The sequence below is a fragment of the Limnospira sp. PMC 1279.21 genome (genome assembly GCF_032349615.1).
In the GTDB taxonomy this organism is placed as follows: domain Bacteria; phylum Cyanobacteriota; class Cyanobacteriia; order Cyanobacteriales; family Microcoleaceae; genus Limnospira; species Limnospira fusiformis.
The window spans coordinates 1-14,987 of sequence record NZ_JARPLU010000018.1; the positions used below are offsets into that span (position 1 = coordinate 1).

Below are 14,987 nucleotides of genomic sequence, written 5' to 3' on the forward strand. Positions count from 1 at the left end.
TCCATGATGCCATGGATTCCGTTCTCCAAGCTGCGTCCTAACCACCTTGACTAATACTATACATCAGGAGCCGTGTGCTGGGAAACTCGCAAGCACGGTTTTGAATTGGAGTTGGGGAAGGCGACTTCCCTTTCGACCATAACTGCTTATTGATTAACCCGTCAATAATTAAGATTTGTTGCTAAGGGATATGCGCTAATTATCCTGTGTGTTAAGACTTAATGAAGTGTATTTTGTGCGCAACGATACCACTATCGGGTTGAGCGATATCACGCGATAGTAGTCAGGATAAGGGTTTACAGTAAACGGGTGTGGTAGGACTCGAACCTACGACAAACGGCTTAGAAGGCCGCTACTCTATCCAGCTGAGTTACACACCCAGGCAAGTCTTGCATTTTACCTGAAGTTGACACCTATAGTATCAACTAGTATCAACCTAAATCAAGTAAACTCAAGTCCCAAGGCTTGATCATCAATGGACACGTGTAGATGATAACATAAAAGCGATCGAGATTGACAGTTGACTGGCAAAAATTATCTGGGATGATTAAGTTTGCCACATTGGAGATTATAGCGCCATGGGTTCAACAAGCACTACAATAACAAACACGAGCCGACCTGCAACTCTGCCAAGAGTAGGTACATAGTGTTATGTTTATTCTGAAACGACAGGATGTTGAGATCTCCACGATCCAACACCCCAATCGGGATCAACAGATTCCCATTCTCTATTATCAAGGGCAGACGTTCCGTCTGATGAAGGTTTTTACTGTTCAGCAAGAAAACGAAGCCAGAGCTTATTGGCGAGACTTGACTGATAACAAGGGTAAAGCCTGCGTACTACTCGAAGAACCAGAACGCTATAGTGTTTGGGGTAAAGTTCGCCTTGAACAACTCGGTAGTGAGGGGGGTGGAGGTACTGATGCTAAGGTATCAGGCCTCATTCGCGCTTCTCTATTGGTCTTACAAGCAGTTTACTTTGATGTTGAGGATTTATTGGGGTCAAGACAAGCTGTAGCCTTTGAAAAGGATCTGCTCAAGATTCTTCAAAAAGGTAAATTTCCCGCCCATGATAACTCAGAGGCGGTCAAAACTCTTTTGACCAAAGACCCCCTGGAAAGTTTACAAATTCCTTCCTGGAATGAAAATAACCTGAAAACATTGCTAGAAGAAGTTTACCGTCTGGGTAAGAGCTACTTCGGAAATACTAGCTTTGCAGAAGGCTTAGATGAAGTTCTACAGGACTTGGCCCAAGAAGACCGGGATTCATTTATCAGTTGGCTGGGTGAATCTACTCTGGGAAATCTCTGGGAGATAAGTTAAGTAATGTTAGGATTTTTTGGTTTTGGTATCTAAATATGGGAGGCTCGAATTGAGATTAGTTTTTGAATGAGTATTCTTGGGCAAATCTATTGCGATCTGGTTTAGTAATGGTTTTCAACTGTAGATTTCTTGTTATTGTATCGCTATGAGTAGCACGTCACAACAAAAATCATCGGTTATATCATCTCTGGTATCTCCGCAAAATCTGCTGATATTTGGCATCACCTGGGTGGTTCTGGCTCTGTTGTTCTTCCTGCTGTTTAGTGTAAGTGCGCCAGGGGAAGAACGACCTTTATGGTATTCCGTTGGCACTTATATCTTTGAATTGGGTGCTTTTCTGATGGCTGCACTGGTTTGCTATAGAAATTGGCGTAGCCCCCAAATGGTCAGCGGACGCAATGTCTGGCTGGGAATTGGTCTAGGATCACTGTTTTATTTTATGGGAGGTTTACTATTTGGTTTATGGGAACTGGTATGGAACCTTGACCCGGTGGTTTCCCTAGGGGATGGGTTCTATGTCCTCAGCTATTTGTTGTTTGGCTGGGGAATGGTTACGGCGGTGACTTCTAAACGCCTAAATCTGGAGGTTTGGCAGTGGGCAACTCTGGCTGGTGTGGCGATCGCTGGTATAACTTTGGCAACCTGGGTAGCTGATCCGTCATTTTTTGGGCTGTTAGGGACTACTGAAGAACCCCCGGGTCAGGAACAGATAGTCACTACCCCTAATGGAGTGGCTATGGTTGATGAAGCCATGGCTGAGGAGGAAGAAGAAAGTACGGCCCCAGATTGGGTGCTGGCAGTTGATGCTAAACTTGAACCTCTGGGATTTTGGCTGAATTTGTTTTACATCTATGGTGATGTGGTGTTGCTGATTCTAGCAACTGCCCTGATTCTGGCTTTTTGGGGAGGGCGCTTTTCTCAGTCCTGGCGTATGATAGCCTTTGCTATCTTCTCGCTGTATGTGGCGGATACTTACTTTAAATGGTCTGATTCTCGGGTCGAAATTGAGTATGAAAGTGGCAACTTGCTAGAAGTGTTTTTTGTCTTTACTGGCATTTTGTTTGTGATCGGTGCGGTCCTAGAATATGACATATCAACTCGTTCTCGCCAAAGCCGACGTAGACGCACCAGCAGAGGCTAGAATGAAAGTTGATATGTCTAGTTTTGTCGCTGGATTTTTCAGAGAACTTCAAGTTTTGATGTTCCTAATCGTTCAAGAAAATCTGTAGAGAAAATTAGCCAAAGAGGCGATCGCACTTAGAGGGATCCCTTCTAAGCCTGTGGAAATTAACTCCAATGTCCAATTTAGACCAAATCTGATGACATCCTCAAAACTTTCTGACTCCCAAAAACAGGAAATCGTTAGGCTTTATCAAGATGTACCGGAGGAAACGACCATCACCCTAGCGGAAAAGTTCGGGGTGAGTAGTTCTACGGTAAGGCGTATTCTACAAAGTGCCGTCCCACGGGATGTTTATGATGTTCTAACTCATCAGAAGCAACGGTTACGAAATCAGAAAAAACCCCAACTCAAGGATAGCAGATCTGAATTTACTGATGGGGAGTCTCAAGCATTTGAGTCCTCAGATTCTCAGTTAAATTCTGATGCTACCACCGGAGTCCGCCTGCGGAAACGCTCATCGGTGTTAGAACCTGAGACGGTGGAAGTAACCCCGGATTCAAATTCTGGGGAAACTACCGGTGAACTACTGTTGGAACAGCCAAATTTGACAACTCCAAATGATGAGATCGAGGAGTTGATCACACCGGAGTTGTTTTCTGGGGAAGAATTTAGCGATTTTGAGGATGATGAGGATGAGGATGAGGATGAGGATGAGGATGAGGATGAGGATGAGGATGAGGGTTATGGGGACAATGATCAGGATTTGTTCGATCGCCCCCTTACCCCTGATGCTAACAGCTTAGTTCAAATTCTCCCCCTGACGGAGGCTGAGTTACCTAAAATTTGCTATTTGGTGATTGATCGGGCTTCGGAACTGATTGTTAAGCCTTTGAAGGCTTTTGCGGAGTTAGGACGTATCCCGTCGGAAGAAATTCAGGAAAAAACTCTACCTGTTTTTGATAATCATCGGGTGGCTAGTCGGTTTTCGGCACGCAATCAGCGGGTTTTTAAGGTTCCTGATGGCAGGTTAATACAAAAAACAGCCCCCCATTTGCAAGCGAAGGGAATCACTAGGTTGTTGATTGACGGTCAGGTTTATCACTTTTGAGTTGGGTTAATTTAGGAAACAGGAAACAGCTTTCACGCGCCCGGTTTCCTGTTCCTATTGTTGAGAAGTTAGTTAATTGGCTTGATCGCTATTCTAACGAACACTACCAGGAACAACACGACCAGGACCACGACCATTACCGGGACCACCACCGGGACCACGACCATTACCGGGACCACCACCGGGACCACGACCACGACCCTGACGTTCCCCCATTCTTTCTTGGAGTTGCGATCGCTGTTCTGGGGTGAGAACTTCCCGCATTTCTAACATGGTCTCGAACCGCTGGTCACTCAAGGCGCGACTCAACTCTTGGATTCTTTGACGCTGTTGGCGCAATTGTTCTGGACTGGCGTTGCTTTGTTGTAGCGATCGCATTTGTTCCCGACTGGCTTGGAGTTCCTGGCGTTGACGCTCTGAGGAAGTGGCGGCGCGATCGCGAATTGCTTGCATCATCTCCTGTTGTTGGGGGGTTAGGTTCAGACTATCAAAGCATTGACCTTTACGGGGACCAGCAAAAGCGGCGGTGGTAGTTATGGGGACAATTAAGGCGGTAGCAGCCATTAGAGAAAATAAGCGTTGCATATTCATAATCTATAATCCGGGAATATCTTTGAGATTATCGACTCGGTTTGAGCTTTAATCTCATTGTAGGTAGATACAAGCTGCGATCGCCTCGATCAGAATACCCAAATCATGATAGGTCAAAGGTAACGGTTTCTGATAGTCCTAAAGTACCAAAAGAGATATCCGGGGGGGTTGGCTGCTCGTGAAAAATATTTTGGGTCGTCGGAGTTTTCCAGTACCTTTGCTGCTGTATTTAGAGTGGGTGCTGTTGGCGATCGCCCTGTTAACCGCCTTTAGCCCCCCTGTCATCCACAGTCCCGGACAACAGGGACAGGGACACAGGATTCACCGTCACATCCACAGACCAGAAACTATAACGGATAATCAACAGAGGCGATCGGGGTATGGCGCGCGCCAGAGAAACCGGAATTGGGGACACTACCGCAGTCGTCGGTTTCCCCTGGGGATTTTGGTTAGTATTGGGAGTTTGGGTCTCATGGGGTTGAGATTACCTGAGCGATCGCGCACACCTGCGATCCGGTGGGTATATATCGCCTGTGGGTTTACCTTTAGTTGGTTGGCGGTGGTATTTGGGGGGCGGGGGGTGAGTTTTTTATCCGCCCTGTTGCTAGTCGTGGTTATTCGCGCCTGTCTGTTATTTTCCTGGCGCGATCGCATTGCGGTCGCTATTTTTGCCTATGGCTTATTTCTGCTGTGGGTATTTCTGCGCCTGAGACCCCTGGCTGGTAATTGGGCTGATCCAATTCAGGGGCTAGTATTGACTCTGACTTTTAATTCTAGTGTTTTATTTGGGTTAGTATTACTGTTTGTTTTATTGTTAGTAGGAGCGCTATTATCAGAGCAAGAAAGTCGCCAGAAATTGGCGGAAGCGAATCAACAGTTAAGGGAATATGCTATGTTGATTGAGGATAGGGCAATTAGCCAAGAACGTAATCGCATCGCCCGAGAAATTCATGATTCTGTAGGTCATCATTTGACTGCCCAAAGTATTCAATTGGAAAATGCGGCTCTATTTATCGCTGAGGATAAACAACGGGCTGCCCGACATCTTCAACAGGCTAGGGAGTTGGGGAAGGAAGCCTTAAAAGAGGTGCGGGCATCGGTGAAATCTTGGCGATCACATCCTCTAAAACAGTCTTTTTTGCAGGCACTATCACAGCTAATTTCCGAGTTTGAGGCGACTACATCAGTCCCGGTAGCATCTAATTTACAAATCCCGGATACATTACCCCTTGATATTTCTATCGTTTTATATAGGGTCATTCAGGAGGCTTTGACCAATATATCTAAGCACGCCCAAGCCACAAAAGTAGATTTATTTTTATTAGAAAATAGCCGAGAATTTGCTCTGAAAATTGAGGATAATGGCTGCGGGTTTAATCCTGCCCAAAATACCACGGGATTTGGCTTGCAAGGTATGGGGGAAAGGGTGATGGCTGTGGGGGGTCATTTCGACTTAAACAGTTCTCCCGGTGAAGGGTGTAAAATTGAAGTAAAAATCTGGAAAAATCAGCATCATGATTCGAGTTCTGTTGGTTGATGATCAGGGGATTATTCGGGAAGGGTTACGGAGTTTATTAGAGGCGAAACCAGACTTGGAAATAGTGGGAGAGGCTGAGAATGGGAAATTGGCGGTGGAATTAGCCTTAAAATTAAAGCCGGATGTGGTGTTAATGGATGTGCGAATGCCAATTATGGATGGGGTGGCGGCGATGCGATCGCTTGCTGAACAACAGCCGGAAATTAAGGTTTTGGTATTAACGACTTTTGATGATGATGAATATGTCACCCAAGCTATGGAATCCGGCGCTAAAGGATACCTATTAAAGGATACACCTTCCGATGAACTAGCGCAAGCTATTCGGGCAGTGTATAAAGGATATACACAGTTAGGACCGGGTTTATTTGAGAAGGTGATGGCTGCTAGGTCTAAGGCTTCTAGGGATGAACCTTTACCAGATAATTTACAAGATTTAACTCCTAGGGAATTGGAGGTTTTGCGGTTAATTGGTAAGGGTTACAGCAACCGAGAAATTGCCCAGGAGTTATTTATTAGCGAGAGAACTGTGAAAAATCATGTTTCTAGTATTTTAAGCAGTCTGAATTTACGCGATCGCACTCAGGTGGCTTTACTGGCTAATCAATACCCAATTCTGTCTGATCATCAACCTCCCCCATAATTGACTCTGAGATACTATAAATCCCCGTGCTAGGCTTCCCTGTCAGAAGTGGCGATCGACTCCCAAAATAGTAAAATCGTGCTAAATTAATCATCATAACTTTACCAATAATCATTATAACTATGACTAACTATATTGTTGTCAAGGGAACATCAGGCATTGGTAATCGTGTTTTTGCAGTAGCTACCGGGATTTTATATGCTCAGTTGAGTGGTCGTCAGTTAGTAGTTGATTGGCGAGATGGGAGTTATTCTAATAGTGGAACTAACTTATTTTTCCGGTATTTCGACTGTCCCGTAGCACAGTCCGTAGAAGTGTTACCCGCCACCGATTCGATTTATCCTACCCATTGGCAAAATAAACTTAATCGGTCTTTGGGTTCTGTAATCAATGAGTCGGGTCTTAGTTGCTATAAAGACTTGTCCTTTGATGTGTCTCGTTTGGATTATACCGAAACTATTATAGTGTTGTCCGCTTATACCCATAAAATTGGTTTTATGCGCCCTTTATTTACTGGGTCAGCTAGTCGTTTTGCCTCAATGAATAATCTGGAAATTCTCCAGTTGGTTTTGCAGTCTAACCTCAGCTTAAAAGAGGACATTCGGTTACAGGTTGAGGAATTTAAACGAGAATATTTTGCCGATTATATGATTGGGGTGCATATTCGTTACTCCGATATGAAAGTGCCTTTATCAGAGGTAGAATCATCTCTGGCATCAATCATCAGGTCGGTTAAGTCAAAACACCCTAACTATAAGATATTTGTAGCCACCGATTCTCAAGAGGTGCTGTCTTCATTTAAACATAAATTTCCGGTTATTATCTCAACTAATAAGTGGTTTTCTGCTTCGGGAAAACGACTGCATCAAAATCCCGAAGAATGCGAGGACTTAATTCAAAATGGCATTGAGGCTCTGGTAGATTTAGATTTGCTGGCTGCTTGTGATGAGTTACTATTTGCATCCCGCTCATCTTTTGGTTTATTGTCGAGTATGTTAATGGATAAACCCCAGGCTATTCGCCATGATATTGATACCCAAAAACCACTAATCAAACGAGTTCAACTCAAGCTAAAAAATCTAGCCAAGAAGCTGAAGATTGGGGGGTAAATCAACGATCACAAAATCGACGATAGCCAATTATAGAAGTCAGTGGCTGATGATTACTGCTTCTATAGCTTGAGGCAGTTGGGGGGAGAGTTGATGAACACTATTATAATGAGGGTGTCAGGTTGAAGGGTTGGTGAAATTCCCCAGAGGAGATTCTAAATTTTCTGGACTTCTACCCTGGACTGTAATTGGGGATGTTCACAAAAATTTACATAACTTGTGCCTGAATTTGCGTAATTTCTCGATGCTGCGCCGATAGGATAGTAGAGATAGAAGAGTTCAGGGTATCTGGGATGATCAAAAATTTGGCGATCGTCGGTGGTTCTTGTCTGTTGGGAGGTGCGGCTGTATTCTTTATTTCCCCATCCCGAGACGCTTGGAGTACCATCTTCGGAAGTACATTGGGGGGATTAGGGGGTGCAACAGTTACTATTGAAAGCATCAAAAAATCTAGCAAAGAAGTCATCAAAACTCAACAGCAAATCCAGGATTTAAAACAAGAACATCAACAGCTATTAGCAAAAGTCCAAGAAATCCAAGATAGACACAATAAATTGACCCAACAATTGAGTCGCGCACAAGGTCAGCTAACTAATAAAAGGCATGATTTAAATAATCTGCAAAACAGAGTTCAGGAAATTGAACAGCAAGAACAGGATTTAAAAGTTCGCCTAGAGAGACTCAGAATCAGCAATCCCCAATTAGAGACGTTAGAACAAATGGCAGCTCAAATCGGAGAATTGAGCCAAAATAAAAGCGGATTAGAAGGTGAAATTGCTGCTCTAAATTCCCAGTTACAAGAGTTAGCGAATCAACGAAATTCCCTCGCCCAAATTGAAGTGCAATATCACGCTAAAAAGGCTGAATTACAGGAACTCACAGAGCAAATTCAAGCTAGGACAGAGTCACTGCAAACCCTTCAGACTCGACAAGGGGAGTTGGAAGTTATCAGAGCGAGTTATGATGCTTTATCTGCTGAACAGCAACACTTGCAAACCAGAATCGAGCAGCTACGTCCAGAAATTCAGGGGTTGGAAGGTGAAAAGCAACAAATTTTACAGGTGATTCAGCAACACCGAAATTCCCTCGCCCAAATTGAAGTGCAATATCACGCTAAAAAGGCTGAATTACAGGAACTCACAGAGCAAATTCAAGCTAGGACAGAGGCACTGCAAACCCTTCAGACTCGACAAGGGGAGTTGGAAGTTATCAGAGCAAGTTATGATGCTTTATCTGCTGAACAGCAACACTTGCAAACCAGAATCGATCAGCTACGTCCAGAAATTCAGCGTTTGGAAGGTGAAAAGCAACGAATTTTACAGGTGATTCAGCAACACCAACAAGATTATCAAGAAATTGAAAATTTAAGAAGGCAAATCAGAAATCTGAATGCTGAAATTCGCAGAAAAATGCTGGATTTACAAGATATAGAGCATAACATAAATACGGCTAATATAACTATGAATGGCTTGCGAGTTAAAAACGCTCAATTACAAGAGGAAAAACAGAGACATCAAGAAGAGATTGATGGTTTGAAAGGAGAATTAGAAAATCTCAGTAATAGCACTGAAGTGGCGATGAAGGCGCTCAAGGATAAGTTGTGGAATCATTTGCCGACACCACCATGGAATATCGGCAATAGCGGAGATATAGAAAAGCAATTTTTACAAAGTTTTACAGCATTCCTGAACTTACAAGGATTGACATTTACTCGGCGGGTAGTCAATGCTTTTCACACTTCTTTAAAAGTGCAGGATATATCGGCTTTAGTGGTTTTGGCGGGGATTAGTGGGACTGGAAAAAGTGAACTTCCCCAAAGGTATGCTGATTTTATTGGCGCACAGTGTTTGACTTTGGCGGTGCAACCCCGTTGGGATTCTCCGCAAGATTTGCAAGGGTTCTACAATTATATCGAAAAGAAATTTAAACCGACGGATTTGATGCGGGGTCTGTATCAATACAATCATGACAATCAGATGCAAAATCGAATCGTTATCGTGTTGCTAGATGAGATGAATTTAGCGCGAGTTGAATATTATTTCAGTGATTTTCTTTCTAAGTTAGAAAGCCGTCGTTCGGGGGACACTTATTTAGAGATTGATTTGGGAAGTTTGCCGCTGAGGGAGGAAGAACGTCGCCTGAAAATTCCAGAAGAGTTTTTGTTTGTGGGGACGATGAATGAGGATGAAACGACCCAAACTTTATCGGATAAGGTGCTAGATAGAGCGAATGTTTTAACTTTTGGTAAGCCAGAAAATTTGAAGCTACGGGAAGACGGTAACAACAGTCCTGGGGTTAATAGACCTCAAGGTTATTTGGATTATGAAAAGTTTAAGGCTTGGAGAAGAAGACCACAAGTTAATTCTCCTGTGGTTCGCAAAGTTAAAGAATATTTGGATAGAGCCAATAATGTGATGGAGAAAATTGGACATCCTTTTGCTCATCGTGTTTATCAAGCTATCACTCAATATGTGGTTAATTATCCGGGAGTTTCTGAGGTTAACTCGGCTGAGTTTCGCTATGCTTTGGCTGACCAATTTGGACAGAAGTTATTGCCGAAATTGCGGGGGTTGATGATTGATGATTATCACGAAGAATTGGAGGAGATGAAACAATTGATTGAGCAATTGGGGGATGAACCTTTGACTAAGGCTTTTGAAAAGTCTAGGAATAGTTCGACGGGTCAATTTGAGTGGAAAGGTTTGATTTATCCAGAGGAGTAGGGAACAATGCAAATTTATCGGAGTTTATTCGCGTATCTGAATGGCGCTAATCCTGTGGCTAATAATCAGGTTTTACAGGTGCGCGATCGCCCCATTATTTTGGCAAATGAAGCCGAAAATTTGACCGGTAAAGAAGCGATCGCTCTCGGTGGGGGATTGTATGAAATTGCTTTTCCTTATTTGGAAATCTCTGACCTGGAACATCAGAATAATAGATTGCTATACGAGTTGACTTTGGAGCCGACTTCGGTGATAATTAAGGTGGCTGATGAGGTGTGCGATCGCGATAATTGTGAGGACGAAAGCCAATCGAAAATCTGGGAGGAAAAATTAGGCGATCGCTTTGATGATACCGTCTCCAGATGCTTACCAGTTTTGACGGGTTTGTGGGAAAACTTGGTGTCGGAAAAATTGGGAAACCAAGCCAGAGTTCGCCTCCTAGATTTACCAAACCAAGATGCTAAAATTCAAGATGCACAAAAACCTTTAATTATCACGTTGCAAAATCGCTATGAATTAAACCAAAAGCTACAAACCATTACTCCCAAAATGCGGCAACAACTGCGACGTAGAGCGGAATTAACCCCCATCGGACGCATTCAAGAAATGGACGCTTATTGCTTGCGAGATTATACGCGCCGTCCTGGCAGAAATGCTGCGGAAAAAGGGGGTTCCCGTCAACAGTTAATGGCGATTAGACGCTATCAAGATTATAACACACCGGAAAATAAATTGCTGATTTATTTTGTGGGTAAAATATTATATTTAGAGTCTACGCGCTTAAGTTCAGAATATGCCACAGATAACCGCAGTTTTAGCAAATCAATTAAGGTATTTAAAAATCAAACCCACGTCCGGGAAATTCTCAGAAAGTTGAGACAATTTCAACTGCTAAAACCCAATTATGTTTTGCTTCAACATCCAATTTATAATAGCTTCTATCGCGCCTATCTGGATTATCTTGCCAAAAGAAAGGAAAAGCAAAAAATCTGGGGTTTTCGGAATCAGTTATTCGCTGACGTTATCGGTATCTGTTTGTTGATGGCATTGACCAAATTAGCAAATTTTTATGTAGATCCCACCGCCGAATTATGGCGGCAAACGGTTCCCGAAAAAGGACGTTATTTCAGCCAAAAAAATGAAGAAAATCTGAAAATTCAAGTTTTCTTAAAAGACAAAGTTTATAATTTTAGGGTGGAAAAACCGGATAATATTAGCTTGGGAGATTGGCTGTTAAACCTAGAAATTCATGATTTGAGGTCAGCGAGTCTGACCACTCGGACAATTAAAATCCCGATTTGGGTGTTTTGGTATGGTCCCAGTAATGAGATGATTTTGGAAGGTATTAACTATCTGAAAAGCCAACAACAACAGCAACCAGAGATTAAAACCGCACTGATTTTTTACTTGCAGATTTCTCCCCATAAATTTTTGTCGGAGATACCCAATTCATGGAATTTTGAGAACCCCAGAAAAGTTTGGCTGATGCAAACTCCTAATTTTCTCGCGGAGGACGGTTTGACGCAGACGGTTAATATGATGTCTGGCTTTATTAAAGGTTTAATTAATCAATTAACGGATAATGAATGAACAACAGTTTTGGTCGCATTTAGACAGATTACTAAATTCTAAACAGGTATCGCGGTCAATGATACAGGCGATACAGCAACGGTTATCGCAGCTACGAAATCAACCGACATTACCGCTAAAGTTAATTGTAGAAACAGTTGGTGCTGGTGGGGTCTATTTGCGACCAGAATCAGGTCTAAATTTTCCCAGTATTACTCCGGTATATTCGCTGACTGGTCATCAGGAAATCGCTTTAGAAATGGGTCTTTCAAATAGTGCGATCGCCTTAATTTCTGGCCCTCCCGCCACCGGAAAAACCCGCATTGCTGCCAGTTTAGCTGATGCGGCTATAAACCACGAAAAGCGAATTTTAATCCTGAGTTATTATCCCACTGTTCTCGATGCTTATGAAAAATTACCCGGCTATCCATTGCGGCTGAATCAATCTGAAAGTCATCAAAACTCCATCGCTGAACAACTGCGAAATCATCACTTATATCAGCCAAAGATGGACTATTTACCCGCCTACTATCTGCCAGATTTGGAATTGGCAAAACTGCGAACTCCCGCCAAACTGGAAACCTGGTTGCCGCGAATTGAAAATAAATCTCACGCGGAAATTTCCCAGCTTCTCCAACGGGAATTTCCCGATTTAACCCCAGCTAGGCGGGATATCGTCGCCATTCAACTGCAACGGCTGACTCCCTTACTCAAACAACAACTCAGCCTCAGTCAACTGTTCGGAAGTCTCCCAGAAACGGAAATCGAACAATTAGCGAAACAGTTGGCAAATAGTCCCCAAATTCCCATCTTGGCAACGGCTAGAGAGTTTTTTGATGTAGCAAATCAATCCCTATGGGAAAGTAAGTTTGACTTGGTAATTGTGGAAGAATCTCAATATTTAAGCTGGGATGAATTGATTTTATTGGCAGGTTTAACTCAAAAATTAGTCTTGTTTGGCGACGAAACCCATACTTATATAAGTCAACGCAATGCCAACACCTTAACCCGCGTTGATGCCTTTTCCTTTCTCTCTCACCATTTACTACCAGCTTATTCCTATAAACTAACTCAACAGTTTCGCTTGCATCCAGAAATTGCGGTTCCTGTCTATTCGCTAATTTCTAATGACTGGATTCAAACTTACACGGAACCTATATACTATAATTTACCGTCCTTAAATCATCGCTTAGTTTGGCAAGATGTTCCCCAAACAACCGAAATTCAAAACATCTCAAACTGCTTAAAAAATTTACCTGACAATCGAGAAGATATCGGCATCATTGCCACGTCGGAAGGAGAACGAGAACGGTTAATTCAGGAATATCCGCAATATTTTATCGACACGATTGATAATTGGAGAGGGAAAGAGAGAAAAATTGTGGTTTTTTGCTGTAGTGGAGAACCTCAAAATGTGAAGTGGGAACAAACAAAAATTGCCTTAACTCGCGCCAAAGATTATTTGATTATGGTGGGAGACTTTGAGCGATGGCGACCTAATTCGCCGTTGCAAAAATTAGCAGTTACTCGATTAAAAAGCACAGAAAGGACGGTAATTTTATCATGAAAGTTGAATGTCAATTTAAAGGAATATTTTATCGTCAATCTCCCACGCCGTTGGGGAGTAGCATCTCTATGGCTGAATTGTTGCGGGAGGTTGAAGCTGTTGCTACTCAAACCCAGAGGCGGACTCCTCGGCTTTTGCGAGAATCTTTTGGTTTGGATTTTGTGCCTAATTCTGTATTAATTGAATTATTAAAACAGTTGCATCAAGTGACTAATGACAATGAATTATATCAATTGTCGGGGTTGCAACTTTTAAATCCCCAGGTTTCCAGGAATCTTCCCCCTCCCCAATTTTACGAGTATAAATTTGTCAGTTACGGGGAAGAAGCACAATTTTCGCTACAACCGGACGATCGCCAAATTCCCATTTTTCCTTATCAAGAGTCCCAACAGGAGGGAATTTATACGTTAATTTTAAATAGCGATCGCCATCCAAATTTATCTCCCCAACTGTCTGAGAAGATCTGGAAAGAGGCGATCGAGACTTGGGAAAACTTGGAAGATTCCGCCAAAATAGATTATTTTTTGACCTCCATATCCGGCGCAGCTAGGGTCACTTTTTCGCCTCAATTATCGCTGACGGTTGAATTGGCGGAACTTTCCTCCTCTCTACAGCAAGCGATTCAATTCCTGCAAAAACGGGAAGATAAACCACCCGAAGATATCGCCGATTTGGTGGAAAAATATAGATGCGATCGACAAATCAAAATCAGTCATTTTCCCAACCATCTTCAACCCCAACCCAGTTTTTCACCCGCCCAAAAGTTTGTTATTAAAAGACAATATCATAATTACATCACCCAAATTATTAATAAATCCGCAGAATTTTTGCTAATATCTAGCTATATCATTGAGGCGGAAGATGTCGTTGAAATGATTTGTCAAAAATCTGAACAACTCTCTCAAGGGGTGTGGATTCTCACCGATTTAAGAGACGAAGTAATTGATAGAATTGACAGTCAAGTGGAGTCCAGACAACAATTACCAATCAGTTACCAAAGGTCCGACCAAAACAAGGTAAGGTGTCTGCGGAAATTGTTGGGAACCAATACCCATAAGCTACAAATTAGAAGCGGAAAATTTCACTTAAAAACCTGTATTTCTGAACAATATGCTTATCTGGGTTCCTGCAATTTGACCGCCGGAAGTTTAAAGCGAAATTTAGAATCAGGGATGATTTGGAGAAATACCCCCTTACATTCCCAACTGATTCAAACATTCGGTCACTTTTGGGATAACCACACCCAAGATGATATCATCGTTTCTGGTAATGTGTTGACCTTGCGTTCCATTCCCCGTCCCTCTCAATCCCAAATTATTTCTAATCCTCAGCTTTTAAATCCCCGCCAATACTATCAAGATTTACTCAACGAACTCCGCGAGTTTCGGGGAAATATCGTTATCATCAGTCGCAGCTTTCGACCTACGCCCGAATTAAGAGAACTTTTAAAGTTATCACAAACGCAAGTTGTTATTGATAGCCAAATGAATAGCCAAGATGCTGATTTTAACATCAGAATTATCGATTATTGCCATGCTAAAATAACCCTACTTCACGATAAAGTTGCCTATATCGGAGGTGTCAATTTTAACTTTTCTAGACGTAGCTTTGATTTGCACGATTTAATGTATAAAACGACCGAATTACAAGAGATTAAGCAAATTTTCAATTCTTTAACCAATCAGGAAAATTAATGA

Annotated in this window: 11 protein-coding genes and 1 tRNA gene; 10 read left to right on the forward strand and 2 right to left on the reverse strand. The window is 42.5% G+C overall.

Going from position 1 to position 14,987, the window contains the following annotated elements:
• Window positions 1-306: 306 nt before the first annotated feature.
• Window positions 307-380, reverse strand: a tRNA-Arg gene (locus P5683_RS04740).
• A 271-nt stretch (window positions 381-651) separates the two neighbouring features.
• Between P5683_RS04740 and P5683_RS04745 the strand changes: the two genes are divergently transcribed.
• The 3 genes from P5683_RS04745 (at window position 652) to P5683_RS04755 (ending at window position 3,554) form a co-directional block, all read left to right on the forward strand.
• Complete coding sequence (locus tag P5683_RS04745) at window positions 652-1,323, forward strand: Npun_F0813 family protein (RefSeq protein ID WP_006624902.1); 672 nt, start codon at window positions 652-654, stop codon at window positions 1,321-1,323.
• A 145-nt stretch (window positions 1,324-1,468) separates the two neighbouring features.
• Window positions 1,469-2,464, forward strand: a complete 996-nt coding sequence (locus P5683_RS04750; RefSeq protein ID WP_006624903.1) for a hypothetical protein — start codon at window positions 1,469-1,471, stop codon at window positions 2,462-2,464.
• Window positions 2,465-2,642: 178 nt separating this feature from the next.
• Window positions 2,643-3,554 carry a transcriptional regulator gene (locus tag P5683_RS04755; protein ID WP_315639283.1) on the forward strand — a complete coding sequence of 304 codons (912 nt, stop codon included), beginning with the start codon at window positions 2,643-2,645 and terminating at the stop codon, window positions 3,552-3,554.
• Window positions 3,555-3,647: 93 nt separating this feature from the next.
• Here the strand turns inward: P5683_RS04755 and P5683_RS04760 are convergent, their stop codons facing one another.
• Window positions 3,648-4,145, reverse strand: coding sequence for a Spy/CpxP family protein refolding chaperone (locus P5683_RS04760; RefSeq protein WP_315639284.1), 498 nt, complete (start codon window positions 4,143-4,145; stop codon window positions 3,648-3,650).
• 178 nt (window positions 4,146-4,323) lie between these two features.
• Here P5683_RS04760 and P5683_RS04765 point away from each other — a divergent pair, with 178 nt between their 5' ends.
• From P5683_RS04765 to P5683_RS04795, 7 genes are all read left to right on the forward strand, one after another.
• The gene (locus tag P5683_RS04765; RefSeq protein ID WP_006668242.1) at window positions 4,324-5,682 is read left to right on the forward strand and encodes a sensor histidine kinase; all 1,359 of its coding nucleotides are present in this window, start codon (window positions 4,324-4,326) and stop codon (window positions 5,680-5,682) included.
• Complete coding sequence (locus tag P5683_RS04770; RefSeq protein WP_006624908.1) at window positions 5,660-6,322, forward strand: response regulator transcription factor; 663 nt, start codon at window positions 5,660-5,662, stop codon at window positions 6,320-6,322. Before P5683_RS04765 ends, P5683_RS04770 begins: the two co-directional genes overlap by 23 nt.
• 122 nt (window positions 6,323-6,444) lie before the next feature.
• A complete protein-coding gene (locus tag P5683_RS04775; protein ID WP_187758000.1) occupies window positions 6,445-7,431 on the forward strand; it encodes a nodulation protein NodZ in 987 nt (328 codons plus the stop codon).
• Window positions 7,432-7,724: 293 nt separating this feature from the next.
• A complete protein-coding gene (locus P5683_RS04780; protein WP_006668244.1) occupies window positions 7,725-10,154 on the forward strand; it encodes an AAA family ATPase in 2,430 nt (809 codons plus the stop codon).
• Window positions 10,155-10,160: 6 nt separating this feature from the next.
• Window positions 10,161-11,744, forward strand: coding sequence for a DUF2357 domain-containing protein (locus P5683_RS04785; RefSeq protein WP_006624911.1), 1,584 nt, complete (start codon window positions 10,161-10,163; stop codon window positions 11,742-11,744).
• Window positions 11,737-13,290 (forward strand): AAA domain-containing protein, encoded by a 1,554-nt coding sequence (locus P5683_RS04790; RefSeq protein ID WP_006624912.1) that lies wholly within the window; start codon window positions 11,737-11,739, stop codon window positions 13,288-13,290. Before P5683_RS04785 ends, P5683_RS04790 begins: the two co-directional genes overlap by 8 nt.
• The gene (locus P5683_RS04795) at window positions 13,287-14,984 is read left to right on the forward strand and encodes a phospholipase D-like domain-containing protein (RefSeq protein ID WP_006624913.1); all 1,698 of its coding nucleotides are present in this window, start codon (window positions 13,287-13,289) and stop codon (window positions 14,982-14,984) included. The genes P5683_RS04790 and P5683_RS04795 overlap by 4 nt, the downstream gene beginning before the upstream one ends.
• The last annotated feature ends 3 nt before the right edge of the window (window positions 14,985-14,987 follow it).

Coding starts and splice junctions, on each gene's coding strand:
- P5683_RS04785 (WP_006624911.1), top strand. CDS start 10,161: ATGCAAATTTATCGGAGTTTATTCGCGTATCTGAATGGCGCTAATCCT.
- P5683_RS04770 (WP_006624908.1), top strand. CDS start 5,660: ATGATTCGAGTTCTGTTGGTTGATGATCAGGGGATTATTCGGGAAGGG.
- P5683_RS04775 (WP_187758000.1), top strand. CDS start 6,445: ATGACTAACTATATTGTTGTCAAGGGAACATCAGGCATTGGTAATCGT.
- P5683_RS04755 (WP_315639283.1), top strand. CDS start 2,643: ATGACATCCTCAAAACTTTCTGACTCCCAAAAACAGGAAATCGTTAGG.
- P5683_RS04750 (WP_006624903.1), top strand. CDS start 1,469: ATGAGTAGCACGTCACAACAAAAATCATCGGTTATATCATCTCTGGTA.
- P5683_RS04760 (WP_315639284.1), bottom strand. CDS start 4,145: ATGAATATGCAACGCTTATTTTCTCTAATGGCTGCTACCGCCTTAATT.
- P5683_RS04795 (WP_006624913.1), top strand. CDS start 13,287: ATGAAAGTTGAATGTCAATTTAAAGGAATATTTTATCGTCAATCTCCC.
- P5683_RS04790 (WP_006624912.1), top strand. CDS start 11,737: ATGAATGAACAACAGTTTTGGTCGCATTTAGACAGATTACTAAATTCT.
- P5683_RS04780 (WP_006668244.1), top strand. CDS start 7,725: ATGATCAAAAATTTGGCGATCGTCGGTGGTTCTTGTCTGTTGGGAGGT.
- P5683_RS04745 (WP_006624902.1), top strand. CDS start 652: ATGTTTATTCTGAAACGACAGGATGTTGAGATCTCCACGATCCAACAC.